The sequence below is a fragment of the Methylobacterium sp. P5_C11 genome, assembly GCF_054049775.1.
The window spans coordinates 209907-232512 of record NZ_JBFULS010000001.1 but is presented as its reverse complement, the minus strand read 5'-3'; the positions used below and the strand labels follow the sequence as shown (position 1 = coordinate 232512).

21 protein-coding genes and 2 tRNA genes are annotated in these 22606 nt (G+C 69.4%); 11 read left to right on the top strand and 12 right to left on the bottom strand.

The window, feature by feature from the left end:
• Positions 1–22: 22 nt before the first annotated feature.
• Complete coding sequence (rpsA, locus tag ACXJKQ_RS01150; RefSeq protein ID WP_457103922.1) at positions 23–1735, bottom strand: 30S ribosomal protein S1; 1713 nt, start codon at positions 1733–1735, stop codon at positions 23–25.
• 515 nt (positions 1736–2250) lie between these two features.
• On the opposite strand from rpsA, the gene ACXJKQ_RS01145 reads away from it, so the two are divergent.
• Complete coding sequence (locus tag ACXJKQ_RS01145; protein ID WP_457103921.1) at positions 2251–3018, top strand: Crp/Fnr family transcriptional regulator; 768 nt, start codon at positions 2251–2253, stop codon at positions 3016–3018.
• Positions 3019–3031: 13 nt separating this feature from the next.
• Here the strand turns inward: ACXJKQ_RS01145 and ACXJKQ_RS01140 are convergent, their stop codons facing one another.
• Entirely contained in the window at positions 3032–3874 is an 843-nt protein-coding gene (locus ACXJKQ_RS01140) for a transglutaminase-like domain-containing protein (RefSeq protein WP_457104065.1), read from the bottom strand.
• 326 nt (positions 3875–4200) lie between these two features.
• On the opposite strand from ACXJKQ_RS01140, the gene serA reads away from it, so the two are divergent.
• From serA to ACXJKQ_RS01125, 3 genes are read left to right on the top strand one after another with little or no spacing between them, the layout of a single operon-like run.
• Positions 4201–5451, top strand: coding sequence for a phosphoglycerate dehydrogenase (gene serA / locus ACXJKQ_RS01135; RefSeq protein WP_457103920.1), 1251 nt, complete (start codon positions 4201–4203; stop codon positions 5449–5451).
• 2 nt (positions 5452–5453) lie between these two features.
• The gene (locus tag ACXJKQ_RS01130) at positions 5454–5627 is read left to right on the top strand and encodes a hypothetical protein (protein WP_457103919.1); all 174 of its coding nucleotides are present in this window, start codon (positions 5454–5456) and stop codon (positions 5625–5627) included.
• Positions 5624–6097: a hypothetical protein gene (locus ACXJKQ_RS01125; protein WP_457103918.1), complete on the top strand. Its 474-nt coding sequence runs from the start codon at positions 5624–5626 to the stop codon at positions 6095–6097. Before ACXJKQ_RS01130 ends, ACXJKQ_RS01125 begins: the two co-directional genes overlap by 4 nt.
• Before the next feature lie 11 nt (positions 6098–6108).
• Here the strand turns inward: ACXJKQ_RS01125 and ACXJKQ_RS01120 are convergent, their stop codons facing one another.
• Positions 6109–6261 carry a hypothetical protein gene (locus tag ACXJKQ_RS01120; RefSeq protein ID WP_457103917.1) on the bottom strand — a complete coding sequence of 51 codons (153 nt, stop codon included), beginning with the start codon at positions 6259–6261 and terminating at the stop codon, positions 6109–6111.
• Between the two features lie 303 nt (positions 6262–6564).
• On the opposite strand from ACXJKQ_RS01120, the gene ACXJKQ_RS01115 reads away from it, so the two are divergent.
• On the top strand, positions 6565–6780 hold the full coding sequence (locus ACXJKQ_RS01115) for a hypothetical protein (protein ID WP_457103916.1): 216 nt from the start codon (positions 6565–6567) through the stop codon (positions 6778–6780).
• Positions 6781–7046: 266 nt separating this feature from the next.
• Positions 7047–7598 carry a hypothetical protein gene (locus ACXJKQ_RS01110; RefSeq protein WP_457103915.1) on the top strand — a complete coding sequence of 184 codons (552 nt, stop codon included), beginning with the start codon at positions 7047–7049 and terminating at the stop codon, positions 7596–7598.
• A 47-nt stretch (positions 7599–7645) separates the two neighbouring features.
• Here the strand turns inward: ACXJKQ_RS01110 and ACXJKQ_RS01105 are convergent, their stop codons facing one another.
• From ACXJKQ_RS01105 to ACXJKQ_RS01090, 4 genes are all read right to left on the bottom strand, one after another.
• Positions 7646–7978, bottom strand: coding sequence for a hypothetical protein (locus ACXJKQ_RS01105; RefSeq protein ID WP_457103914.1), 333 nt, complete (start codon positions 7976–7978; stop codon positions 7646–7648).
• A gap of 334 nt (positions 7979–8312) precedes the next feature.
• Complete coding sequence (locus ACXJKQ_RS01100; RefSeq protein WP_457103913.1) at positions 8313–8891, bottom strand: NADPH-dependent FMN reductase; 579 nt, start codon at positions 8889–8891, stop codon at positions 8313–8315.
• Between the two features lie 72 nt (positions 8892–8963).
• Entirely contained in the window at positions 8964–9581 is a 618-nt protein-coding gene (locus tag ACXJKQ_RS01095; RefSeq protein WP_457103912.1) for a cell wall anchor protein, read from the bottom strand.
• A 360-nt stretch (positions 9582–9941) separates the two neighbouring features.
• Positions 9942–10017, bottom strand: a tRNA-Asn gene (locus tag ACXJKQ_RS01090).
• Positions 10018–10251: 234 nt separating this feature from the next.
• On the opposite strand from ACXJKQ_RS01090, the gene ACXJKQ_RS01085 reads away from it, so the two are divergent.
• Both ACXJKQ_RS01085 and ACXJKQ_RS01080 read left to right on the top strand, forming a co-directional pair.
• Positions 10252–10401 carry a hypothetical protein gene (locus tag ACXJKQ_RS01085; protein WP_457103911.1) on the top strand — a complete coding sequence of 50 codons (150 nt, stop codon included), beginning with the start codon at positions 10252–10254 and terminating at the stop codon, positions 10399–10401.
• Positions 10402–10793: 392 nt separating this feature from the next.
• Entirely contained in the window at positions 10794–12473 is a 1680-nt protein-coding gene (locus ACXJKQ_RS01080) for a methyl-accepting chemotaxis protein (protein ID WP_457103910.1), read from the top strand.
• Positions 12474–12526: 53 nt separating this feature from the next.
• Here the strand turns inward: ACXJKQ_RS01080 and ACXJKQ_RS01075 are convergent.
• The 3 genes from ACXJKQ_RS01075 to rocF form a co-directional block, all read right to left on the bottom strand.
• Positions 12527–12600: transfer RNA gene (locus tag ACXJKQ_RS01075), tRNA-Cys, on the bottom strand.
• A 116-nt stretch (positions 12601–12716) separates the two neighbouring features.
• A complete protein-coding gene (locus ACXJKQ_RS01070; RefSeq protein WP_457103909.1) occupies positions 12717–13586 on the bottom strand; it encodes an urease accessory protein UreD in 870 nt (289 codons plus the stop codon).
• Positions 13586–14554, bottom strand: a complete 969-nt coding sequence (rocF, locus tag ACXJKQ_RS01065) for an arginase (RefSeq protein ID WP_457103908.1) — start codon at positions 14552–14554, stop codon at positions 13586–13588. Before rocF ends, ACXJKQ_RS01070 begins: the two co-directional genes overlap by 1 nt.
• A 334-nt stretch (positions 14555–14888) precedes the next feature.
• Between rocF and ACXJKQ_RS01060 the strand changes: the two genes are divergently transcribed.
• Positions 14889–17045, top strand: a complete 2157-nt coding sequence (locus tag ACXJKQ_RS01060; protein ID WP_457103907.1) for a methyl-accepting chemotaxis protein — start codon at positions 14889–14891, stop codon at positions 17043–17045.
• A gap of 21 nt (positions 17046–17066) precedes the next feature.
• Here ACXJKQ_RS01060 and ACXJKQ_RS01055 read toward each other — a convergent pair whose 3' ends face one another.
• Positions 17067–18476: an ATP-binding protein gene (locus ACXJKQ_RS01055; protein WP_457103906.1), complete on the bottom strand. Its 1410-nt coding sequence runs from the start codon at positions 18474–18476 to the stop codon at positions 17067–17069.
• On the bottom strand, positions 18473–19228 hold the full coding sequence (locus ACXJKQ_RS01050; RefSeq protein ID WP_457103905.1) for a response regulator: 756 nt from the start codon (positions 19226–19228) through the stop codon (positions 18473–18475). Before ACXJKQ_RS01050 ends, ACXJKQ_RS01055 begins: the two co-directional genes overlap by 4 nt.
• Before the next feature lie 126 nt (positions 19229–19354).
• Between ACXJKQ_RS01050 and ACXJKQ_RS01045 the strand changes: the two genes are divergently transcribed.
• Positions 19355–20599, top strand: coding sequence for an acyl-CoA dehydrogenase family protein (locus ACXJKQ_RS01045; RefSeq protein WP_457104064.1), 1245 nt, complete (start codon positions 19355–19357; stop codon positions 20597–20599).
• Positions 20600–20705: 106 nt separating this feature from the next.
• Entirely contained in the window at positions 20706–22571 is a 1866-nt protein-coding gene (locus ACXJKQ_RS01040; RefSeq protein ID WP_457103904.1) for a glycoside hydrolase family 15 protein, read from the top strand.
• Positions 22572–22606 lie beyond the last annotated feature (35 nt).

The window sequence follows — 22606 nt, the reverse complement described above, 5'->3', positions numbered from 1 at the left end:
CCGGGCGGCGGACGGCTGCGTCTTACTCGTCGTCGGTGCGCTTCTTGTTGAAGGCGGCACCCAGGATGTCGCCGAGCGAGGCACCCGAATCGGCGGAGCCGAACTGAGCCATCGCCTCCTTCTCCTCGGCCATTTCGAGGGCCTTGATCGAGACCTGCACGCGGCGGGCCTTCCGGTCGAACTGAACGACGCGGGCGTCGAACTTCTCGCCGGCGGCGAAGCGCTCGGGGCGCTGGTCGCCGCGGTCGCGGGCGAGCTCCGCCCGGCGGATGAAGGTCTGCATGTCGGTGTCGACGATCTTCGCCTCGACGCCGGCATCCTTCACCTCGATGACCTCGCAGGTGACGATCTGACCCTTCTTGATCTCGCCGGCTTCGGCGAAGGGGTCACCGCCGAGCTGCTTCACGCCCAGCGAGATCCGCTCCTTCTCGACGTCGACGTCGAGAACCTGGGCGCGGACCATGTCGCCCTTCTTGAACTCCTCGATGACCTGCTCGCCGGGACGGTTCCAGTCGAGATCCGACAGGTGGACCATGCCGTCGACGTCGCCCTCAAGGCCGATGAACAGGCCGAACTCGGTCTTGTTCTTGACCTCGCCCTCGACCTCTGAGCCGACCGGGTGCTTCTCGGCGAAGCCCTCCCAGGGGTTCTGCAAAGTCTGCTTGAGGCCCAGCGAGATGCGGCGCTTGACCGGATCGACCTCTAGGATCTGGACCTCGACCTCCTGGGAGGTGGAGACGATCTTGCCCGGATGGACGTTCTTCTTGGTCCAGCTCATCTCGGAGACGTGGATCAGGCCCTCGATCCCCGGCTCCAGCTCCACGAAGGCGCCGTAATCGGTGATGTTGGTCACGCGGCCCTTGAGCTTGGCGCCCTCCGGGTAGCGGGCGGCGATGCCCTCCCACGGATCAGCGAGCAGCTGCTTGATGCCGAGCGAGATGCGGTGCGTCTCGTGGTTGATCTTGATGATCTTGACCTTGACCGTCTGGCCGATGGTCACGACCTCGGACGGGTGGTTCACGCGGCGCCACGCCATGTCGGTGACGTGCAGCAGGCCGTCGATCCCCCCGAGATCGACGAACGCGCCGTACTCGGTGATGTTCTTGACGACGCCGTCGATGACCTGACCTTCCTCGAGGTTGGCCACCAGCTCCGAGCGCTGCTCGGCGCGGCTCTCCTCGAGCACGGTCCGGCGCGACACGACGATGTTGCCGCGACGGCGATCCATCTTGAGGATCTGGAACGGCTGCGGGGTGCCGAGCAGCGGGGTAACGTCGCGGACCGGACGGATGTCGACCTGCGAGCGCGGCAGGAACGCCACGGCGCCGTCGAGGTCGACGGTGTAGCCGCCCTTGACCTGGTTGAAGATCGTGCCGGTGACGCGGTCGTTGTTCTCGAACGACTTCTCGAGCTTGACCCAGCTCTCCTCGCGGCGCGCCTTGTCGCGCGAGATGACGGCTTCGCCGAGCGCGTTCTCGATCCGGTCGACGTAGACCTCGACCTCGTCGCCGACCTTCAGCTCGCCTTCCCGGCCGGGGCCGGTGAATTCCTTGAGCGCGACACGGCCTTCCGTCTTGGCACCGATGTCGATGACGGCCACGTCCTTCTCGATCGCGACGACGCGACCCTTGACGACGGAGCCTTCGGTGATCTCGTGTTCGAGGAAGCTCTCCTCGAGGAGGGCGGCGAAATCGTCGCGGCTCGGGCTGTGCCCCAGAGCGGTACCTGCGGTCATTCCATCTCCTGAACGGCCTCCAGCGGAGGCCCGTTGCGTCGGCGGCTCGCGTTGCAGGCGCCCCCGTTCGCCGCGGCCTCCCCGGAGTCTTTCGGGAGAGGCGACCGGTCCCGCGGGAGCCGGTTTGCCGACGCGTCGATACGGATGACGAGGGCGGTCCATCCGGCGGCCCGGCGGGCGCGCCAGAAGACGAGCGCGCGAGGGCGGATCCGGGAGGACGCGCGTCCCATACAACATCGTCCTTGCGACTTCAACCGATTGGGGTTTTAGGCTCGGTGGACCGCCAGGCGCCGTCGCGCCGTACGGTCTTGCCGATGGAAGCGGATGCGGCAACTCTGTCGGCGGTGTGGCGAACCCGGTGCGAAAGGCGCAGCGGGACCGGCGCTCGGGCGGGTCCGGCCGATCCGGAGCGGTTTTGGGGGGCAGAGGGTGCGGAACCTCGATCACGACGCACACGCTGCGGAGCCCCGGTCCGGCGCCGCCCCACCATCCATGCGATCCGGAGGGTGACGCGCATGCCGAACGGCTACAACGCCCCGATGGAGATGCTGGCGCGCAAGCTCGACAGCATCGCGCCTCTCGCGGAGTCGGACCGTGCCGCGCTCCTCGGCCTTCCCCATACGGTCCGCAACCTTCCGGCCCGCCACGACATCGTCCAGTTCGGCGACCGGCCGGGCCATAGCTGCCTCGTCCTGCAGGGCTGGATCTATCGTTACGCCGCGCTCGCGGAGGGCGGTCGCCAGATCCTGTCGTTCTACATCGCCGGCGACGTTCCTGACCTGCAGAGCCTCCACCTGCATCGGATGGACCACAACCTTGCCACGCTGAGCGCCTGCGCGGTCGCGTTCATCGCGCATGACGATTTGCGCGCGGTCCTCCTCCGGAACCCGGGCCTCGCCGGTATCCTCTGGCGCGACAGCCTGATCGATGCCGCCCATTATCGCGAGCGGATCACGAGCCTGGGGCGGCGGCAGGCCCTCGGGCGCGTCGCCCACATGTTCTGCGAGCTGTATCTCCGCCAGAGAGCCGTCGGGCTCGCCCGGGGCCTGAGCTGCCCCCTCGCCCCCAAGCAGGCGGAAATGGCCGACGCCCTCGGCCTGACCAGTGTCCACCTCAACCGCGTCCTGCGCACCCTCAGGGGGCGCGGGCTCGTGACCCTCAGCGGAGGCACGCTGACGATCGAGGACTGGGCGACGCTGGTCAAGGTGGCCGAGTTCGATCCGACCTTCCTGCATCTGGCGAACGACACGGCGATCGTCCCGGAACCCGTCGAGACCGTCTAGTCCGGGGAGCGCGTCAGGCCGCCAGGGCGTCCGGCGGCGCGACGGCCTCGTCGGTATGGACGTCGAACCGGACGAGCAGCGCGGTGCCGAAGCTCGTGGTCAGGGCGCAGTCGGTGGCGTCGCGGCCGCGGGCCATGACGATGCGGCCGATGCGGCGGCAGTTGTGCCGCGCGTCGAACGTGTACCAGCGTGGGCCGTCCGGCCCTTCGAGGAAGACCTCGAACCAGGCGGAGAAGTCCATCGGCGCCGGGTCCTGCGGCACGCCGATGTCGCCGAGATAGCCGGTGGCGTAGCGGGCCGGGATGTTCATGCACCGGCACAGGGCGATCGCCAGATGGGCGAAGTCCCGACAGACACCGACCCGTTGCGTGTACCCGTCGAAGGCGGTGCGCGTGGCGTCGGCCAACTGGTAATCGAAGCGCAAGTGATTGTGGGCGAAGTCGACGATCGCCTGGACCCGCGCCCAGCCCTCGGGCGTGCCGCCGAACAGCGACCACGCGATGCCGGACAGCTTGTCGGTGTCACAGTAGCGCGAACCGAGCAGGTACATCAGGACGTCGTCGGGCAGATCCTGGACGGCGATCTGGCGCGCGCCGGGTGCCTGATCGTCCGGCAGGCCGCTGTCGGCGACCGTGAAATCGGCCGCCATGGTGATCCGGCCGCCCGGCGCGACGATGCGCGTGCTGACGTTGCCGAAGGCATCGACATGCCGGCGGGCTGCAACCGGAGGGTCGAAGGTGATCGCCTCCGGAGTCACGAGATCCCCGTGGCGCTCCGGGCGCACGTTGAGGAGCAGGTTCATCGGCGTCGGGCCGAACGTATCGAAGGCAATCGAGAAGCCCGAGCGGATGTGCATCGTCAAAGACCGTGTAAGAATCCGCCGCCCGGGTCGGCCGGACGACGGGTCGTGACTGGACAGGGCTCTAGAAGCCGCGAGGCGAGGCGAAGTTCCTTCAGGTTGTTCGTCTATCCGCCGACGGGCTGCACGAATATTCCGGACGGACCGGGCGCGCGTGCTTCGGCGTCGCGTGCGTCGGGCACGCTTCAGGTGTCGCAGCCGAGCGGGGCTGCCCGGCGCCGCGCCATGTTGCAACGCACAGGGCGCCCTCGTATCCCTGGCCGCCCGAATCCAGGGTCGGCCGGACGCCGCCGCGTAGACCCGCTGCCAGACGATCGATGCTCATGACGCCCGACAAGTTTTCCCTGTCGAAGGACAAGATCCGGGTCCTTCTGCTCGAGGGCATCAACGACAGCGCCGTGGCGCTGATGCAGGCGGCGGGCTACGCCAACCTGACTCGGCTGCCCAAGGCGCTCGACCGGGAGGCCCTGCACGAAGCGCTCCAGGGCGTGCACATGGTGGGCATCCGCTCGCGCACGCAGCTCGACGCGGCGGCCTTCGCGGCCGCGGACCGGCTGCTGGCGGTGGGCTGCTTCTCCGTGGGCACCAACCAGGTTGACCTCGAGGCGGCGCGCCACCGGGGGATCCCGGTCTTCAACGCCCCGTTCTCGAACACGCGCTCGGTGGCGGAGCTGACGATCGGGGAGATCGTGATGCTCCTGCGCCGGATCGTGCCGCGCTCGGTGGGCGCCCATGCCGGGCGCTGGGACAAGTCGGCGGCGGGCGCGCTGGAGGTCCGCGGCAAGACCCTCGGGATCGTGGGCTATGGCAATATCGGTACGCAGCTCTCGACGCTCGCAGAGGCCATGGGCATGCGGGTGCTGTTCTACGATCACACCGACAAGTTACGGCACGGCAATACCGAGCCGACCGAGTCCCTTCGGCAACTCCTGGCGCAGAGCGACGTGGTCTCGCTGCACGTGCCCGAGACCGAAGCCACCGCCAACATGATCGGCGAGGGAGAGATTCGGGCGATGAAGCCCGGCGCGTTCCTGATCAACAATGCCCGCGGCACCGTGGTCGATCTCGACGCCCTGGCCGGGGCTCTCCGCGACGGCCATCTCAAGGGCGCGGCCGTCGACGTCTTCCCCGTGGAACCCGGCTCCAACGCCGAATCCTTCGTCAGCCCGCTCCAGGGCCTGGAGAACGTCATCCTCACCCCGCATATCGGCGGTTCCACCGAGGAGGCCCAGGAGCGCATTGGGTCCGAGGTGGCGCGCAAGCTGGTGGATTACTCCGACATCGGCTCGACGGTCGGCGCCGTGAACTTCCCGCAGGTGCAGCTCCCGGCGCGGCCGACCGGAACGCGCTTCATCCACGTCCAGCGGAACTTGCCGGGCATGCTCGGACGGCTGAACGACGTCTTCTCCCGCGGCCACGTCAACATCGCCGCCCAGTTCTACCAGACCGACGGCGAGGTCGGGTACGTGGTGCTGGAGACCGACGCCACCGACGCGGATGCGGAGGCGCTGCTCACCGAGATCCGCGCGATCCCCGGTACGATCCGCGCCCGGCTGCTGTACGAGCGCCGCTGAGCATGCGCGCCGGCGTGCGGCGCATTCCGCCGACCGGAATTTACGATGCCGGCGTGAACACCACCGCTCTTGCCGCGTTCGCCTTGCGCGGCCAAGCTGGCCGCTGTTCAAGTCTTGGACGGCACATCGACGGCGTCGACCGATCGATTGCCAGGCCGGCGGAGGAATTGCGGTGACGAAGCGTGTTGGATGCGCGTGGGCCGGACTGGTGCTCGGCATCGCCGGGTCGGTCTCGGTCGTCTCCGGCGCGTCGGCGGATTGCCTGCGCCGGGTCTACAACCGGTCGAACCTCGTCATGGTCGCGCGCCAGGACGGCGGCCCGCCCGCCACGCTTCTGCCGGGCCAGTCCCTGCCGTTGCGGCTGTCCCATCCGGGCCGGATCGATATCGCGGCGTATTGCGGCGTGCCCGCCGCGGGGGGCGCCCCGGTGACCCAGCGCACCTTCGACTACGAAGCGGTTCTCGATCGCTGCTTCGTCCGGTTCGGCGGAGATCTGTTCGTGCCGCAGCTCGGGCGCGGATTCATCGGCCTGCAGGAGACAGCGCCGTTCACCGTGAACAACCCGCGCCAGGGCGACATCGTTCTGGGACCGGCGGCCGGGGCCGCCTGCGCGATCCCAGGCGCCGTGCTCAGACGGCGGGGCTGAGCGCCAACCCGTCAGAGATAGTGGCGGAACACGACGCCCCCGTTTTCGGACGCGCCGGGCGGCGGCGGAGCCACCGGCCCGATGAGCGGGCTCGCGAGGCGCAGGGCCACCAAGCCAAGGGCGGCGAGCGCCGGAGCGATCAGGCGAAACGGGCGAGCGAGCATGGACGCCTCCGTCGCGCGGTCGGTTCCGGATACGTCCTGCATGCAGACCCGTTGCGCATGTGAAGCATCGCACCTTACGGCCGAGCTGGACGTGCCGAAGCGCACATCGGTGACGTTGGGCGTCGCCCCGGCGCGGGGCGGCGCTGCCGCAGTGACGGTCGTTCGAATGCGTCCGCCATGTCGCTGGCATGTGCGCCGATGCGCTCCTATGCTGCCCGGCGTCGGGTGTTGCCTGGGGTCGCGCTGCACGGGCCGCGATGGCGCTCTCCGGGTGGAACCGACTGCGTGAACGAGGACGCGCGTATGCTGACCCAGACAGGCAACCCGATTCTCCGAGGTGATCTCGGCGTCGAGGAGACGATCGAGTCCGACAACATCGTCCGCTGGGACGGGGAGCGGCTCTACGTGGAGCAGGACGTCTATCACAACGGGCAGCTGGTTCACCGCAAGTATCGCCGGACGGTCACCGAGCCCGTCGCCCGCGTGCTCTGGACGATCCTCAACCGCGCCAAGCAGTAAGCCTCGGGCTTCCCGAACGACCGTCCTGACGCCGGGTCGTCGACGGCGGCGCGGAATCGGCCCGACGGGGCGATGGGTGATCCGGGGGTGTGAAGCGCGCCGCCGGCGGCGCTGGGCCGTGTATTCGGCCTCGCTCGGGATGATCCGTCTCAGATTGCGGCCCCTGCGTCCCAGACGAACGCCGTCCTTGACGAGGCGAGATAGGGGCGCTTTTCCTGCTCCGGACTGGGGCTGATGACCTCGAGTCTTGCCCGAGTCCTGCGTTCATGCGCGTTCAGACTGTCGTCCGGTCGATGCTGGCAAGCCTACTTCTCAATCGCTGGTCGATCATCGTGTTCAACACGGTGATCGCTCTCCCGCTGATCCTTGCACTGGTCGAGATCACGTCGCTGCTCTGGGGCGCAGGCTTGCAGACCCACCCGACGATCCATGAGGCCGGACACCTGGTCGAGGGTATGGGTGTGATCCTGATCGGCTGGGGCGTCGTGCTGGAGGAACGACACGGCGTTAGCCATCTCCTTGGAGGCCTGCCGACCGAGGACCCCGATTACGAGGCAGCCATCGATGCGCTCTGTCACCGCGGCGGTCTCGCCCTGCTGGTGCTGGGGCTCGTCGCCGAGATCCTCGTGCAGTGCGTCGAGGTGCCCGACCACGTCATCAACACCGACCGGATCGAGCGGGTCGTCCTGAGTGGTGGGGCGATCTTCCTCGCCCTCGGCCTGACGATGCTCGTTCGCCTGTCGGCCGGTCTCGCGACATTTCGGCGGCCGGGAACCGTTTCGGCCGGCACGCCCGTGCCCGAGGCGCGGCCGCACTGAGACACCGTCGGCGGGATCGCCCGGGCACCTGTACCCCGATGCGGCCGCTACGCGGCGACGGCAGCCGTCGGTTCGACCAGGGTGAGGTGAGCCGGTTTCAGTGCGTCCAGGCGCTCATGCGCGTGATCGAAGGCCGCCCGGATCGTCGTGCTCGCATCCTCGACCGCGACCAGGACCGCCAATTTCTGAGCGCTGGCGCGATCCGCGAGGCTGCGCGCGGCCGAGACCAGTGACTGCTCCAGATTGAGGAGGTCGGCCTCGGCATCCTTCCCCGCCTCCCGCGCCACCGTCGTGAGCCGGTCCAAAACAGTTTCCAGGGCATGGCGCAGGACAAGCGTCCGCACGCGCTCCTGAAGGAGCGCCCTCTCGTCGATCTTCATCGGAATCGGTCCGGGTTCGGGAACACGATCAAGCTCTCATACTTCGGCGCAGTGTGCAGCCACCTTTTTGCAACAGCGCAATACTGTCTCGCGACCTGGGTCTTCCGCGCGTTCAACATCGTGTCGGTGCGCAGGCGCCAAGTTGCTCTGCAATCGTGTGTCGAGTATTTGCCCAATTTGGGAATCGAATGCCCTGTCTCACGAGGTGCAGGACGAAAAATTGCGCACTCCGAGGTGCGCGCAATGGGTCGAATACCGGTGGTTGCCTGGGATTCGCTGCATCACGCGCGGCGCGCCGAACGGGACCGGGAGCGGGTGGCCGCTGCGTCGTGTCTCAGTACGGCGTGCCGCGCTGGCGCCGATCCCGCAGGGCCTCGGCGTGCCATTCCAGCTCGTCGAGGAAGCGGGCGGCCGCCGGTATGAGCCAAGGCTCGGCGGGGATGCCCTGCCCGTCGATGGCCGTCTGAAGGCGCGGGATCGGCAGGAGCGAGGGGATGCTGGACATGCCCATCTCCGCGAGCATCGCCCGGAGCGGCATCGCCGCCCGGACGCCGCCGAACTGGCCGGCGGAGTAGCAGCAGATCGCCGAGGGCCGCCAGAAATACTCTTCCAGGAAATGGTCGAGGGTGTTGGACAACGCCGGTGGGACACCGTGATTGTACTCCCCCGTGACAATCATGAAGGCGTCGGATCGGCGGAAAAGATCGGCGAGACGTTGCAGGGGCTCCGGCGCGGCGCCGGCCGGGTATTCCTTGAACATCCGGTCAAGGAGGGGCAGCCTCAGCTCAGCCGGATCGACCAGCGGTGCCGCGTGGCCGCGCGCCTCGAGCTGCGCAATCAGGAAGCGTGCGGCGCGGATGCCGATGCGGTCGGTCCGGACGCTGCCAAGGATCACGGGGATGGTCAGGGGCATGGTGAGCTCCGGTTCGCCCGATTATGCCAGAGGCGGTCGCGCCGCTCCAGGCGTGGGGCGATCCCGGGGGCGTCAGGCCTTGGCGCTGCTGGTGAGCGCGGCCGCGATGCCGATCGGACCGCCGGTCGCATAGGCGGTGATCGCCTTCGTGACCTGCTGCAGGAAGGAATCCAGGTCGCTCCCGCTCGCGGTCGGCAACGCGGCGGAGGCGGTCGAGGTCGCGCCCGTCGACGTGGTCGACGCCGTGGACGCGCTTGTCGCGTCCGTCGCGGCGCCGGTCTGCCCGGTCTCCGAGGAGTCCGGCAGGGGCGGACGGGCGTGGTGGCCGTGGTGGCGGTGCACCGGCGTGGCGTCGGTCGCGGCCTGGCCCGACGCCGCGCCGGTCGTGGATGCATCCTCGGCATTGGCCGCCGCATCGGCTGGCGTCGTGACGCCGCTCTGGAGGCCCATCTGGCTGAAGTCGGATTGCAACTGCAGGAGTGACGCCATCAGGTCGCTCGACAGGGTCGGCGCCGTGGCTGCGCTGGTCCCCTGCGGCGTGGCCGCCGTTTCGGGCGCAGTGCCGGAATTCTGGCCGGCGCTCGACAGGGCGCTGGCATCGAGCTGGATGGCGCTCGCTGCGCGTGCCTGCCTCAGGGCGCTGACGAGATCCCGTTGGAGAGAACTGCCCGTAACCGCATTCACCGACATCGTACGCCCTCGCGACCGCGTTCGATGTGGGCAGGCATGGCACGTTCCAGAATTAGCGCAATGATTTCAAGCGCCCTTGCAGGACGTCCTTCGGCAGGAACGGCCGAGCGGCAGAATTTGCCGATCCGTCCCGACCGAGCGCGATCGATTGGATCGGGATGAGGCCGGTCGCTCGGGGGATGCTGAGGGCAGTGCCGTGGATCGCGGCTTCTTCTGGTTTGCTGCGCCGCGCTCGATCAGGGCCGCCGCCACGGGTGTCGTGGGACGAGGGCACGGTGCCCGGCCCGGATCCATCGTCTGCGGACCGCCGCAGGCGCGACGGACGAACGGTCAGACTGAATTGTGCTGGAGCTGGGCTTTTGGCTCCCCGAGCAGGACTCGAACCTGCGACAAGGCGATTAACAGTCGCCTGCTCTACCAACTGAGCTATCGGGGATCACGAGGGGGTCTCTACACATCGGGATCGCAGCACGCAAGGGCCTTGATGTGCGCTCCGCTCCGGGGGGCGCCGGGCGGCCGTGACGTGATCGATCGGCAACACCCGCGGACGGCACCCAGGCTGATGGCACGCCGACGACTCGCCAACGCACGCCCCGCGTCATCGGACGGTCGTGACCCGATCCTATGGCGATCACCCCGCCGCACGCGCCGGCACGTTCTCACCGCGACCATGCTGTTCCATCGTTGTCTCAACCCGCAGGACCCTTTCGCCGAGAGCGAACTGTCCGTCGCCTTCGAATGGGTGAGCGACCGGCCCCGCCTGATCGCCGCCTTGGACGAGCATCGGGCCGACATCCTCCCCGAACTGGTCGACGTCTAGCGCGATGACCTGCGCCGCGAGATCGTCGCCGCCCTCCCGAGGCAGCCCGCTTCGCGACATGCGCCAGAGGGCGGCCGGTTCGCCGCGTGCGTGGATCGATGATTGGAGCCCGGCCCGGGTCGGCGCCATGATGAAATCTGTTCCGGCCGGGCCCGTGAACCGCGGCGGCGAGGCGAACAAGTCATGACGGTGGTTCGTGCCGACATGAACTGACAGCAACGATCGGAATTGAACTTAAAACCTTGCAAGCATCAGGAAACTTCGCTGGCTATCAGCGCGAAAAACCTCAGCGTTTGATAAGTAATTTTGCCAGCTATAGTTGTCTGTTCAAATTATTGTCCTTCGGTATAGATTGAGCAATCAGGCATTCCTGCCAGGGCGGCGCTGCTCTCATGCGAATCTCACTCGGCTTCAAGCTCTCGGCGGTCGTCGGGCTGCTGGCCCTGGTGGCGATCGCCATCGCGGTGTTCGCCGTACGGCAATCCAACTGGGAGCAGGAGCGCGCCGCCGCTACGGACAGGATCTGGAACGCCGGGCTTCAGGCCGGCGCTCTGGGTCAGGCGATCGAGCACGCGGTGGTGCAGGCCATCGCCCTCTACACCGCGGAGGACACGACCGAGGCGCGTTCGCGGCTGTCGGCGCTGCACGACGCCCTGGCGACGGTGGAGCAGGTGCGGGGGCCGTTCCTCGACGCGATGCAGGATCAGCTTCCCGAGGACCGCCGCCGGCGGTTCGATCTGTTCGTCAAGGAATTCATCGCCTACCAGACCGACACGGCCGAGCTGGGGCTCACGGTCTCGCCCAAGGCCGCTCTGATCCAGGCGACCGACGAGGCGACCGTGAAGAACCGCGAGCGCATGATCGCCGAGATCGGCCTTCTCGGGCGGGAGGTGCTGACCCGTCTCAACGCCCGCCGCGCCGAGGATGCGGCCGAGCGCCGTCAGATGCGGATCACCCTCGTGGTCGTGCCGGCCCTGGCGCTGGCGCTGGGTCTGTTCGCGGCGATCTGGATCATCGTCACCCAGGTCCGGCAGCCCCTGCATCGGCTCAAGGACGGGATGACGGCCCTCGCCACCAACGATCTCGGCCGCACGATCCCGTTCACGCACCGCCGCGACGAGATCGGCGAGATGGCCTCCGCCATCGCGGCTTTTCAGACAGCCCTGATCGAGAAGCGCGACCTCGACGCGCAGGCGCAGGGGCGCCGCGACCGTGACCGCCACCGGGCCGAGACGCTGGCCGTCGCGACGCGCACCTTCGAGACGGAGACGCATCGCGCGGTCGCCGATCTCGCGGGCTCGGCGGAGGCGATGCAGGTGGCGGCCGACACCCTCTCGGGGAATGCCGGCGCGATGACGGCCGAGGCCGCCGTCGTGACCGGGGCGTCAAGCCAGAGCGCCGGCATCGTCGACAGCATCGCCAGCGCCGCCGAGGAACTCTCGGCCTCGGCCCGGGAGATCGAGGCCCGAGTCCGATACACCAGCGAGATCGCATCCTCCGCCCTCACCGATACCCGCGGCCTGGAGGAGACGGTGATGAGCCTCTCGCAGGCGGCGGAGGAGATCGGCGCCGTCGTCACCCTCATCCGTGCGGTGGCCGAGCAGACCAACCTGCTGGCGCTCAACGCCACGATCGAGGCCGCCCGCGCCGGCGCCGCCGGGCGCGGCTTCGCCGTGGTCGCCGCAGAAGTTAAGGCGTTGGCCTGCCAGACGTCCCTCGCCACCGACCGCATCACCGGGCAGGTCGGGGCGATCCAGGGGGCCGCGGATCGCACGGTCGGCGCCATCGGGACGATCGGCGAGACCATCGCCCGGATGAGCCTGATCGCTTCCGAAGTGGCCCTCGCCACCGACCAGCAGGGTCACGCCAGCCAGGACATCGCCCGGGCAATCTTCAGCGCGGCGGCGGATGCCCGGAAGATCTCGGAGAGCGTGGCCGGCGTTGAGGCCGCCGCCGCATCGAACGAGGTGCAGGCCGGGCAGGTGCGCGGCAGCGCTGCGCGGGTCAAAGCCGGAACTTACACCCTGCAGCAGGCGATCGAGACATTTCTGATGCAGGTCCACGGCGCGTGACGCCGCGCCCGCACGCCATGGCGAGACTTGCCGATCGACCGGAATGGAAAGGATGGAGGCCTCGCCCGGAATCGAACCGGGGTGCAAGGATTTGCAGTCCTCTGCGTAACCACTCCGCCACGAGGCCTTCCTGGACGACGCTGCCGTCCCGCGGAGCTTGGCGGACAGCTCCGAGAGCGCGTCTCTAGCAGAGGTCGGCCGTCCCAGGCAACGGCCCCGAGCCCACCGCGTGTGCAGAGCCTGTCAGCTCTGCCAGACCCGGGGCATCGGCAGCCCGCGATAGCCCGTTAGGAACCGGGCGACGAGGCCGCGCAGGGGGCCGACGGCGTCCCCGAGAGCGCGGACCGCCAGATGGCCGTTCCAGGCGCTCGCCGCCGCCGTGATGCCCGGCGCAGCAGTCTCGGCCAGCCGGCTGCGCGCCTCATCGAGCCGCCCCTCGGCGCCGTCGGAGACGTCCAGGACGGTGGCGAAGGCGCGTGCCCCGCCGCCGATGGCCGGGCGGGCGAGCTGGTCGCTGATCGGTCCTTCCAGCAGGAGCGTGTCGGCATAGGCGAGCCGTCCGCCGCGGCGGATCCGCCAGGAATCCGAGAACAGGCCGTCCAGGATCCGCTCGCCCCGGGCCGCGCGACCGAACGCGACGACCTCCACGACGATCAGGGCGGCGCGTTCGGCGAGGTCGGCCTCGAAGTGCCGCCGGACCCGGGCACGGTCGAACAGGATCGTCTCCTGCGGCAGCCAGGCGAGGCGGGCGCCCGCCCCCAGGGTCACGGCGTTCTCGATCCGGCTCACGGGGCCGTCCGATCGGTAGATCTTCTCGGCCGCCGTCGTGGTCAGCACCAGATCGGCCGCCGGTTCGAGGGCGAGGTCGAGGGCGAAGGTGTCGCCGCAGGCCACCCCGCCCGCGGTGTTGACGAGGACCGTCTCGAGGGCACCCGTCCCCCGTGGGAAGCGTAGCCGCGATGGCCCGGATTCCGCGAGGTCGAGGACGCGCGTCTCGGCGCCCGGACGCGCCGGTCCCGCCCGCAGCCGGACACACCCATTCGAGCGCTGACGCGAGGGCGCGCCGTGGTCCGAAGCGGGTGACGAGGGCTGGCGCGGGAGGTGGCCGTCCATCAGGCGCGTCCGGTCGGTTCGTCGGTGACGGCGCCGAACGAGAGGGTCGGCCGGTCGAGGATGCGCCGGCCGAACAGGCTCGCCACAAGTTCCACCAGAACCCGCGCGCTGCGTCCACGCTCGTCGAGGAAGGGATTGAGTTCGACGACGTCGAGGGAGCGCACCAACCCGGAATCGTGAAGCATCTCCATGATCAGATGCGCCTCCCGGAACGTCGCACCGCCCGGGACGGTGGTGCCCACACCCGGTGCGATCGACGGGTCGAGGAAATCGATGTCGAGGCTGACATGGAGATGGGCGCCTTGAGCGGCGACGCGGTCAAGCACCCGTCGGAGGGGCGCCACGACCCCGAATTCGTCGATCGTCCGCATGTCGGTGACGCCGACCCGCCGCGCCGTCACCAGGGCGCGCTCGCCGCCGTCGATCGACCGCAGGCCGAACAGATGGACGTTGCCGGGGGGCAGCGGCGGCGGAGCCGGCTCGGCGAACAGGCGCGGAAAGCCCGGCTCGCCGCAAAGGGCGGCGAGCGGCATGCCGTGCACGTTTCCGGATGGTGAGGTCTCCGGCGTGTTGAAATCGGCATGGGCGTCCAGCCAGAGCACGAAGACGGATTGGCCGCGTCGCCCGCAATGCCGCATCACCCCGTCGACGGAGCCCAGCGACAGGCTGTGGTCGCCCCCCGCCGTCAGCGGCAGCGCCCCCGTGTCGAGGGCGTCCTCGACGACCCTGGACAGGGCGCGCGTCCAGGCGGCGACCGCGTGGAGCCCCCGGTCGCGCGCGGTGCCTTCCGGGCTGACGTCGCCGCGGTCCGTCACCGCGTGTCCGAGATCGGAGAGGGTGCGGGCGAGCCCGGCGGTTCGCAGGGCCGCCGGACCCATCAGCGCGCCGGGCTCGCTGGTTCCGACCTCGATGGGTGCTCCGATCAGCGCGATGCTGCGCGTCGCGTCCAGTCTGGCTTCGCTGCTCATACCGTCTCCATCGCGGTCTCGACGCCACGGCGCTCCGCAGCCGCTCTAGCAGGGGCCGGGCCGTCATTCGATGACGCGCCGCCGATCGCCCTTGGCGGGCCAGCCGACGCCGGTGCATCCGTCGATCGATCCGGCTGGATTTTGAAAGCCGCCGGACTGTCGAAACCGGCCTGCTGATCTACCCATGACTTGAACGGAAAGATGTTCCCTCCCTCCATGGTTGTGTTCCGAAGCTGATCGGCAAGAATCTCGCTGAATTGGCGTTTACGAGTTTTTTAGTGGAATTGGTTAGTCCGACAGGCTGTTCGCATCGCTTCAATATACCAGGGCCATCATGAAAACGTTTTCGCGGCTGAGCGCGCGCCTTCCCGCGACCACTGTCGGTCTGGCGCTCCTGAGTGCCACCGCGATGGGTGGATTCAGCTGGTACTCGGCGCGTTCGGGCCTGATGACCGCCGCCCACGAACGGCTCGAACTGGCAGCGGCGGCCCGGCGGGACGGGATCGAGCTGGTGGCGGACCGGATGCAGGCCGACTTCCAGGCGGTCGCGTCCCATCCGCAGATCGTCTCGAACTTTCCCGACCTGATCGATACGCTCGATCCGGCGAAGCCCGACACCGCCGGCGTCGTCGCGGCGTTCCGCGCTCCGCAGACCGCCGAGGCCCGGATCGCCCAGGATGGCAGCGGCATGACCTCGATGTATGCGCGCCGGCACGTCAAGGTCCAGGAGGTGGCGCGCAAGCTCGTCGCTCAGCCCGGCTACGCCGACCTGTTGTTCCTCGATGACAACGGCCGGATCGTCTACACGACGACCAAGGGGGACGACTTCGCCAAGGCGGTGTCGGACGAAGGTCTGTCGGGCACAGCGCTCGCCCGGCTGGTCGAGCGCCTCAAATCCGCCGATGCGGGCGCGGTTCTGTTCGAGGATTTTTCCGTCTATCCGGTCGACGGGATGCCAGCCGCTTTCATCGGCCGCGCCATGACCAAGCGCGCGAACGTCGCCATGGGCACGGCGCAGGCGGCCGAGCGGATCGGCTTCATCGCCATGCGGGTGACACCGACCCTGTTCGATCAGACCCTGGCCAAGCGGACCGGCCTCGGCGAGACCGGACAGATCGTTGCGGCCGGCGCGGACGGCCTCCTGCGCAGCAATCCGCCGCTGAATCCCGGCGTGAAGGCCGGAACGGCGCTCTCCGGAATCGGCCTGGCCGGCGACCGGATCAAGGCCGGTGGCGCGGTCGATTTCACTGCCGCGGACGGCATACACATGGCGGCGGCCTCGCCGGTATCCGTGCTCGGTGCGCCCTGGACGGTGGTGGCGGAGCAGTCCCAGGCCGAGGCGATCAGTGCGGTCCAGGCCCTGTCGCGCACACTTGTTCTCACGGGGCTCCTCGTCCTGGCCGCGACGGCGGTCCTCGGCCTGTTGCTCGCCCGCTCCATCGTGGCGCCGCTCGGAGCCCTCACCCGCGCGCTGAAGGCCCTCGCCGATCGCCAGGCCCTCACCGACGTGCCCGGCAGCGGGCGTCGGGACGAGATCGGGGACATCGCCCGCGCGGTGGTCACCATCCGCGACATGTCCCTCGAGGATGCCGCCCAGCAGTTGCAGACGACGGAGGCCGCCCGGCTGCGCGAGGAGCAGAGCCGCCGCGCGATGCTGAAGGAACTCGCCGACGGCTTCGAACGGTCGGTCGGCGGCATCGTCGAGGGCCTGACGGGGGCCGTCATCGAGCTTCAGGGCGCTTCTGGCACCATGCGGGCCGCGGTCGCGGGGACGTCCGAACGCTCGACCAGCGTCGCCAGTGCCGCCCAGCAGACCTCCGAGAACGTCAACACCGTTGCGGCGGCGGCCGAGGAACTCGGCGCCACCGTCCAGGAGATCGGCCGCCAGGTCGAGCAGGCGGCCGGGATGTCGGCGACGGCCGTCGGCGAGGCGCGCCGGGCCGAGCAGACCATGACCGAGCTGGCCGCCGCGGCGACGCGGATCGGCGACGTCGTCGGCATGGTCTCGACGATTGCCGGTCAGACCAATCTGCTGGCCCTGAACGCCACGATCGAGGCGGCCCGGGCCGGCGAGGCCGGGCGCGGCTTCGCGGTGGTCGCCTCCGAGGTCAAGGAACTCGCCGCCCAGACCAGCCGGGCTACCGAGGAGATCAGCCGACAGGTCGCCGCGATCCAGAACGTCACGGGCGATGCGGCGGGTGCGATCCAGGGAGTCACGGCTCAGATCGAGGCGATGAACCACGTGTCGACCAGCATCGCGGCCGCCGTGGATCAGCAGGGCGCCACCACGCAGGACATCGTCCGCAGCATGGGCCAGGCCTCCGTCGGCACCGGCACGATGACCGTCGAGATCGCCGCGGTCGCCCGTGTCGCGGGCGATGCCGGTGAGGCCGCGGCTTCGGTCGCTCAGGCTTCCGATGCCCTGGCGACGCGCTCGGAGCAGCTCCGCGCCGAAGTCGCGCAGTTCCTGCGCAACGTCAGGGCGGCCTAAGGCACGACCACCGCGGTGGCCTCAGGCCGCCGCGGCCGGCAGCGGCGCGGGCTTCTGCGCGGCGCGGCCCGCGAAGGCCTGGGCCGCAAGGGGAAGCTCGATCGCGGCGCAGAGACCGCCTTCGGGACGGTTCTCCAGGCACAGCCGCCCGTTATGGGCCTCGACGATGGCCTGGACGATGGAGAGGCCGAGACCGAAGCCGCTCGCCGCGTTAAGATTGCGGGCCCGGTCGCCGCGCACGAACGGCTGGAGCATCGCCTCGCGCTCCGCGTCCGGGATCCCGGGGCCGGAATCGAGGATGCAGACCCGGACGCCGCGCTCGGAGGATTCCATCTGGACCTCCGCGCGACCCCCGTATTTCACGGCGTTGTCGACCAGATTGGTCACCGCTCGCTGCAACTCCTCGGGACGGCCCTGGACCAGCACGTGCCGACTGCGGCCGACGCTCACCGGCGCCCCGAAATCCGAGAAATCGTCGCAGACCGTCTGGATCACCGACGCGAGGTCCACGAGGCTGTGGCTGTTCGTGTCCCGAACCTGGCCGTCGCGCACGAAGGAGAGCGCCGCTTCCACGAGGCCGTTCATCTGGTCGAGATCGCGCAGGGTGGAGGCCCGCGCGTTCTCGTCCTCGATGAATTCGGCCCGCAGCCGCAGGCGGGTGATCGGCGTGCGCAGGTCGTGGCTGATCGCGGCGAGCATCTGCGTGCGGTCGTCGATCAGCCGCCGCACCCGGGACCGCATCCGGTCCAGCGCCCGGGACACGGCGAGAACCTCGCGCGGGCCTGCTTCCGGCAGCGATACGTGGTCGTCGCGGGCGCCGAAAGCCTCCGCCGCCCCGGCGAGTCGCTTCAGCGGCGCCGTGAGAGCCCGGGTCGCCCACACGCAGAGGAGCGCCAGGGTCAGCGCCAGGAACACGACGGTGAAGATCAGGGCACCCTGGCGGGGACCCCGCAGCGGATCGTTCGGCAGCGTCGCCTGGAGGCGCGCCCCTGCCGGCGTGACGATGCCGACATGCAGCTGGCCGTCCGACCGGGCCTCGTCCGGATCGTTCGCCGAGAGATCGGTGATCGTCACCGGGCGGCCTGCGCCATTGCGCAGCCGTCGGATCACCGGCAGGTCGGGCGGCGTTGCCGCCCCCGGCGGCACCGTGCCGTCCCAGGCCTCGACGCGGATCAGCGGCAGGCTTCGCGCGCTCGCCAGCAGGGCGGGCCGCGCCGCCGGATCAACCGCGTCCATCAGCCGGAGGAGCACGCCGAGGCGGCTGGCGGCCACGCCCGGCAGGGTATCAGGATTCTGAGATTCGTGCAGGAACAGGAACGCCAGGGTCGCCACCACGTGGGCCACCGCGATTCCGGCGACCACGAGCAACGCGATCTGTCCCGCGATGGTCTTCGGGCGCAGACGGGCGCGGAGCCGCCGTAGCCCGCTCATGACCGCGTGACCTCCGGTGTGAACAGGTAGCCCCCCGAGCGGATCGTGCGGATGAATTCGGGGTTGCGCGTGTCGCGCTCGATCTTCTGACGGATCCGCGAGATCAGCACGTCGATGCTGCGCTCGAACGGACCCGCCGCGCGCCCCTGGGTCAGATCGAGGAGCTGGTCCCGCGACAGAACCCGCCCCGGCCGGAGGCAGAGGGCGTGCAGGAGATCGAACTCCGCCCCGGTGATCGAGATGCGCGCCCCCTCGGGCGACAGAACCTGCCGCAGGGAGATGTCGAGCGTCCATCCCGAAAAATGCAGGCGCCGACGATCATCCGCGTCGGGCGCTTCGGCCGCGACCCGCCGCAGGATCGCGCGGATGCGGGCCAGCAGCTCCCGCGGATTGAACGGCTTGGCGAGGTAGTCGTCGGCGCCCAGCTCCAGGCCGAGGATCCGGTCTACGTCCTCGGACTTCGCCGTCAGGATCAGGATCGGGATCTGCGATCCACCGCGGAGGCGCTTGCACAGGCTGAGGCCGTCCTCGCCGGGAAGCATCAGGTCGAGGACGATCAGGTCGATGCGCGATTCCGCCAGAGCCCGGTCCATATCGGGCCCGTCGCCCGCCAGGGTCACGCGGCAGTCGTTGCCGCGCAGGTAGCGCGCGATCAGTGACGAGATCTCCCGATCATCCTCGACGACGAGGATGTGCGGTGTTGCCGGAGAACTCATCGCGAAGGAATCGGTGTGCGGGTCAGCCTGCATCATAAGGCTATTATGGCTCGATCCGCCGATTATTCGAAGGTGGGTCAGGGAACCAATTTGTAAACGCGTGTTTCTCGCACGCGTCCTGAATTGAAGCGCAACGCGACGCCGCATCTGACGGGGGGAATGATGACCGGATCCGTGGACCGGAAAGACCCGATCGCGCCGCAGCCGCCGGACCTCGTCGCGCCCTGGCGCACGGAGGCACGGGCGGCGCTTCAGGCCGAGGCCCGGGCGTTCGCCCGCGACACGGTGCTTCCGCTCGCCGACGAACTCGACCGGCAGAAGGCCGAGATGCCGCGCGCGTTGATCGACGCCATGGCCGAGAAGGGCTGGTTCGGCATTACGATCCCCGAGGCGCAGGGCGGCCTGGGGCTCGGCGTGTTCGAGTATTGCCTCGTCTCCGAGGAGCTGGCCTGGGCGTGGCTTTCGGTGGGCAGCATCCTGGCGCGCGGCCAGGGGCTCGGCACCCAGACCCTCGATCCCGAGCGCCGGGCGGATCTCCTCCGGCGCTCGGCCCGGGGACAGTGGATCGGCTCGATCTCCCTGTCGGAACCCAATGCCGGGTCCGACCTCGCCGGCGTGCAGACCCGGGCGGTGCGCGACGGCGACCGGTGGCGGCTCACCGGCACCAAGCGCTGGGCGGGCTTCGCCAAGGGGGCCGACTTCATCGAGGTCCTGGCGCGCACCCGCGATCCGGAACCGGGCGAATCGCGCTCGGCCGGCTTGGAGCCGTTCCTGGTGCTCAAGGAGCGCGACAGCTTCCCGCCGGGCGTGACAGGCCGCGTGATCGACAAGATCGGCTACCATGGCTTCCAGACCTTCGAACTCATCCTGGAGGACGTCGTGGTGCCCGAGAGCGACCGGCTCACCGGGCTCTACGGCGACCAGGGCGCGGATGGCGATTCCGGCGGCTTCGCGTCCGTGCAGCGCGGCCTCAACATCGCCCGGGTCCACACGGCTGCCCGGGCTGTCGGCGTCGCGCGGGCCGCGGTCGAGGATTGCCAGTCCTACCTCCAGGAGCGGGTCCAGTTCGGGCATCCGATCGGCGACTTCCAGGCGCTGCGCTTCGCCCTGGCCGACATGGCCGCCGAGGTCGCTCAGGCGCGGGCCTATTGGCATCAGGTCGCCCACCTCCTCGACCAGGGGGAGCCCGCCGAGAGCGAGTCGGCGATGGTGAAGCTCCTGGCCACCGAGATGGCGGTGCGGGTCACCAACCAGGCGATGCAACTGCATGGCGGCAACGGCTACACCACCGAGCGCCGGGTCGAGCGCTACTGGCGCGACGCGCGGCTGACCACGATCTTCGAGGGCACCAGCGAGATCCAGCGGCGGATCATCAGCGACCGGATGCTGCCCCGACCGAGAGCCTGACCGGCCGTGCGGCGAATCGTCGAGCGGGACTCCCCGCCCGGCGCCACCCGGCTACCTCAGGATTTCGTCCTGCCCGGCGGACCGGGTGCCGCCAGCCGGAAGACCCGTGTCGAAACCCATCAGCGATTACGCTCTCATCGGGGACACCCATTCCTGCGCCCTGATCGCCCGCGACGGCTCGATCGACTGGCTGTGCTGGCCCCGCCACGATTCGCCGGCCCTGTTCCTGAAGCTTCTCGACGATTCCGCGGGCGGCGCGTGCAGCGTCGCCTTCGACGATTCGACCGGCCATGCACGCCGTTACGTCCCGGACACCAACGTCCTCGAGACGACCTTCACGACGCGGGCGGGGCGGGCGCGCCTCGTCGACCTGATGCCGGTGAATCCGCCGAGCCCCGAGCCCGACGAGGGGCCGGACGGCGAGAGCGAGAGCCGTCTGATCCGCTTGCTGACCTGCGAGCAGGGACACGTCTCGGGTTCGTTTCGCGTGCGTCCAACCTTCGACTACGCCCGCCGCCCCTGCACGCCCCTGGTGGAGGGCGGGTCCGTCCTGTTCGAGGCCGGAGACTGGCGCGTGCGGGTCAACGCGCATCCCAGGCCCTGTCTTACCGGAGACGCGGCCGAGGTGCGTTTCAGCCTCTCGGCGGGTGAGACGGCTTACCTGGTCCTCACCCACGGCGAGGATCAGGAAGACGCCTGCATCGATGATTTCGCGGGCGCGCGGCATCGCCTGGAGACGACCACGGAGTACTGGCGCCGCTGGAGCGCGCGCAGCACCTATCGCGGCGCCTACCGCGACGCGGTGATGCGGTCGGCCCTGTGCCTGAAGCTGCTGACCTACTCGCCCTCCGGCGCCATCGTGGCCGCGGCCACGGCCGGTCTCCCGGAAGCGGTGCCGGGCGACCGCAACTACGATTACCGCTTCACGTGGATGCGGGACGCCGCCTTCACGGTGACGGCTTTCGTGATGCTCGGCTATGTCCGCGAGGCGTCGGAGTTCCTGCGCTTCCTGCGGGAGCGGGACGGCACCTACGGGCGGGAGACCCGGCTGCTGTACGGCATCGCCGAAAACATGCCGCCCGAAGAGACACTCGATCACCTCGCCGGATGGAACGGCGTGAAGCCGGTGGTGATCGGCAATCTCGCCGCCGATCAGGACCAGCACGACATCTACGGCGAGTTGCTGCGGGCCTTGTGCATCTTCCTGGAGGCGGTGGATTACGATCCGCCGGAGAAGGTCAACGATCGCCTGCCGGAGGTCCTCGACAACCTCACCGCCCGGGCCATCCGCCACCGGCACGATCCGGACCACGGCATCTGGGAGCTGCGCACCGGACCGCGCCAGCAGCTCCACACCAAGGCGATGATCTGGGTGGCGCTGACGGATGCGGCCCGGATCGCCCGCAACATCGCGGGGGTGCCCGAGGAGAAGATCGCCCTCTGGGAACGGATCGCCGCCGAGGTCCGCGCCGAGTATTGCGAGCGCGCCTGGAACGCCGAGAAGCAGTCCTATGTCGGGGCCTACGGATCGCACCACCTCGATGCCGCCGTGCTGCGCGCCGCCCTGTTCGGCGCCCTCGATCCGCGGGAGCCGCGCATGCGCGCGACCCTCGCGGCCATCGAGCGCGAGTTGGGGGTCGGCGACCTGATCTACCGCTACCGCATGGATGACGGCCTCGCCGGCGACGAGGGTACGTTCACGGCCTGCGCGTTCTGGCGGGTCGGTTGCCTCGCCCTCGACGGGCGGACCACCGAGGCGAGGGCCGCCTTCGAGGGCCTGATCGCCCGGAGCAACGATGTCGGCCTGTTCGCCGAGGAGATCGACCCGGTCACCGACGCCCAGCGCGGAAATACCCCGCAGGGCTTCTCCCACATGGCGCTGATCAACGCCGCCCTGCGGCTGGAGGCCAGCATCGCCCGCTTCGGCATGGACGCGCCGGCGGATGCGGTGATGCGGCGGGCGGCCGAGTGATCGGGCTCGGCCGGACGCGTGGCGGCGCCCGCCCG

Bases quoted from the DNA above. Each gene is read 5' to 3' on its own strand.
- ACXJKQ_RS01080 (WP_457103910.1), top strand. From the start codon at position 10,794: ATGCGAATCTCACTCGGCTTCAAGCTCTCGGCGGTCGTCGGGCTGCTG.
- ACXJKQ_RS01105 (WP_457103914.1), bottom strand. From the start codon at position 7,978: ATGAAGATCGACGAGAGGGCGCTCCTTCAGGAGCGCGTGCGGACGCTT.
- ACXJKQ_RS01095 (WP_457103912.1), bottom strand. From the start codon at position 9,581: ATGTCGGTGAATGCGGTTACGGGCAGTTCTCTCCAACGGGATCTCGTC.
- rpsA (WP_457103922.1), bottom strand. From the start codon at position 1,735: ATGACCGCAGGTACCGCTCTGGGGCACAGCCCGAGCCGCGACGATTTC.
- ACXJKQ_RS01115 (WP_457103916.1), top strand. From the start codon at position 6,565: ATGCTGACCCAGACAGGCAACCCGATTCTCCGAGGTGATCTCGGCGTC.
- ACXJKQ_RS01070 (WP_457103909.1), bottom strand. From the start codon at position 13,586: ATGGACGGCCACCTCCCGCGCCAGCCCTCGTCACCCGCTTCGGACCAC.
- ACXJKQ_RS01145 (WP_457103921.1), top strand. From the start codon at position 2,251: ATGCCGAACGGCTACAACGCCCCGATGGAGATGCTGGCGCGCAAGCTC.
- ACXJKQ_RS01085 (WP_457103911.1), top strand. From the start codon at position 10,252: ATGCTGTTCCATCGTTGTCTCAACCCGCAGGACCCTTTCGCCGAGAGC.
- serA (WP_457103920.1), top strand. From the start codon at position 4,201: ATGACGCCCGACAAGTTTTCCCTGTCGAAGGACAAGATCCGGGTCCTT.
- ACXJKQ_RS01120 (WP_457103917.1), bottom strand. From the start codon at position 6,261: ATGCTCGCTCGCCCGTTTCGCCTGATCGCTCCGGCGCTCGCCGCCCTT.
- ACXJKQ_RS01130 (WP_457103919.1), top strand. From the start codon at position 5,454: ATGCGCGCCGGCGTGCGGCGCATTCCGCCGACCGGAATTTACGATGCC.
- ACXJKQ_RS01110 (WP_457103915.1), top strand. From the start codon at position 7,047: ATGCGCGTTCAGACTGTCGTCCGGTCGATGCTGGCAAGCCTACTTCTC.
- ACXJKQ_RS01100 (WP_457103913.1), bottom strand. From the start codon at position 8,891: ATGCCCCTGACCATCCCCGTGATCCTTGGCAGCGTCCGGACCGACCGC.
- ACXJKQ_RS01140 (WP_457104065.1), bottom strand. From the start codon at position 3,874: ATGCACATCCGCTCGGGCTTCTCGATTGCCTTCGATACGTTCGGCCCG.
- ACXJKQ_RS01050 (WP_457103905.1), bottom strand. From the start codon at position 19,228: ATGATGCAGGCTGACCCGCACACCGATTCCTTCGCGATGAGTTCTCCG.
- ACXJKQ_RS01060 (WP_457103907.1), top strand. From the start codon at position 14,889: ATGAAAACGTTTTCGCGGCTGAGCGCGCGCCTTCCCGCGACCACTGTC.
- rocF (WP_457103908.1), bottom strand. From the start codon at position 14,554: ATGAGCAGCGAAGCCAGACTGGACGCGACGCGCAGCATCGCGCTGATC.
- ACXJKQ_RS01045 (WP_457104064.1), top strand. From the start codon at position 19,355: ATGACCGGATCCGTGGACCGGAAAGACCCGATCGCGCCGCAGCCGCCG.
- ACXJKQ_RS01055 (WP_457103906.1), bottom strand. From the start codon at position 18,476: ATGAGCGGGCTACGGCGGCTCCGCGCCCGTCTGCGCCCGAAGACCATC.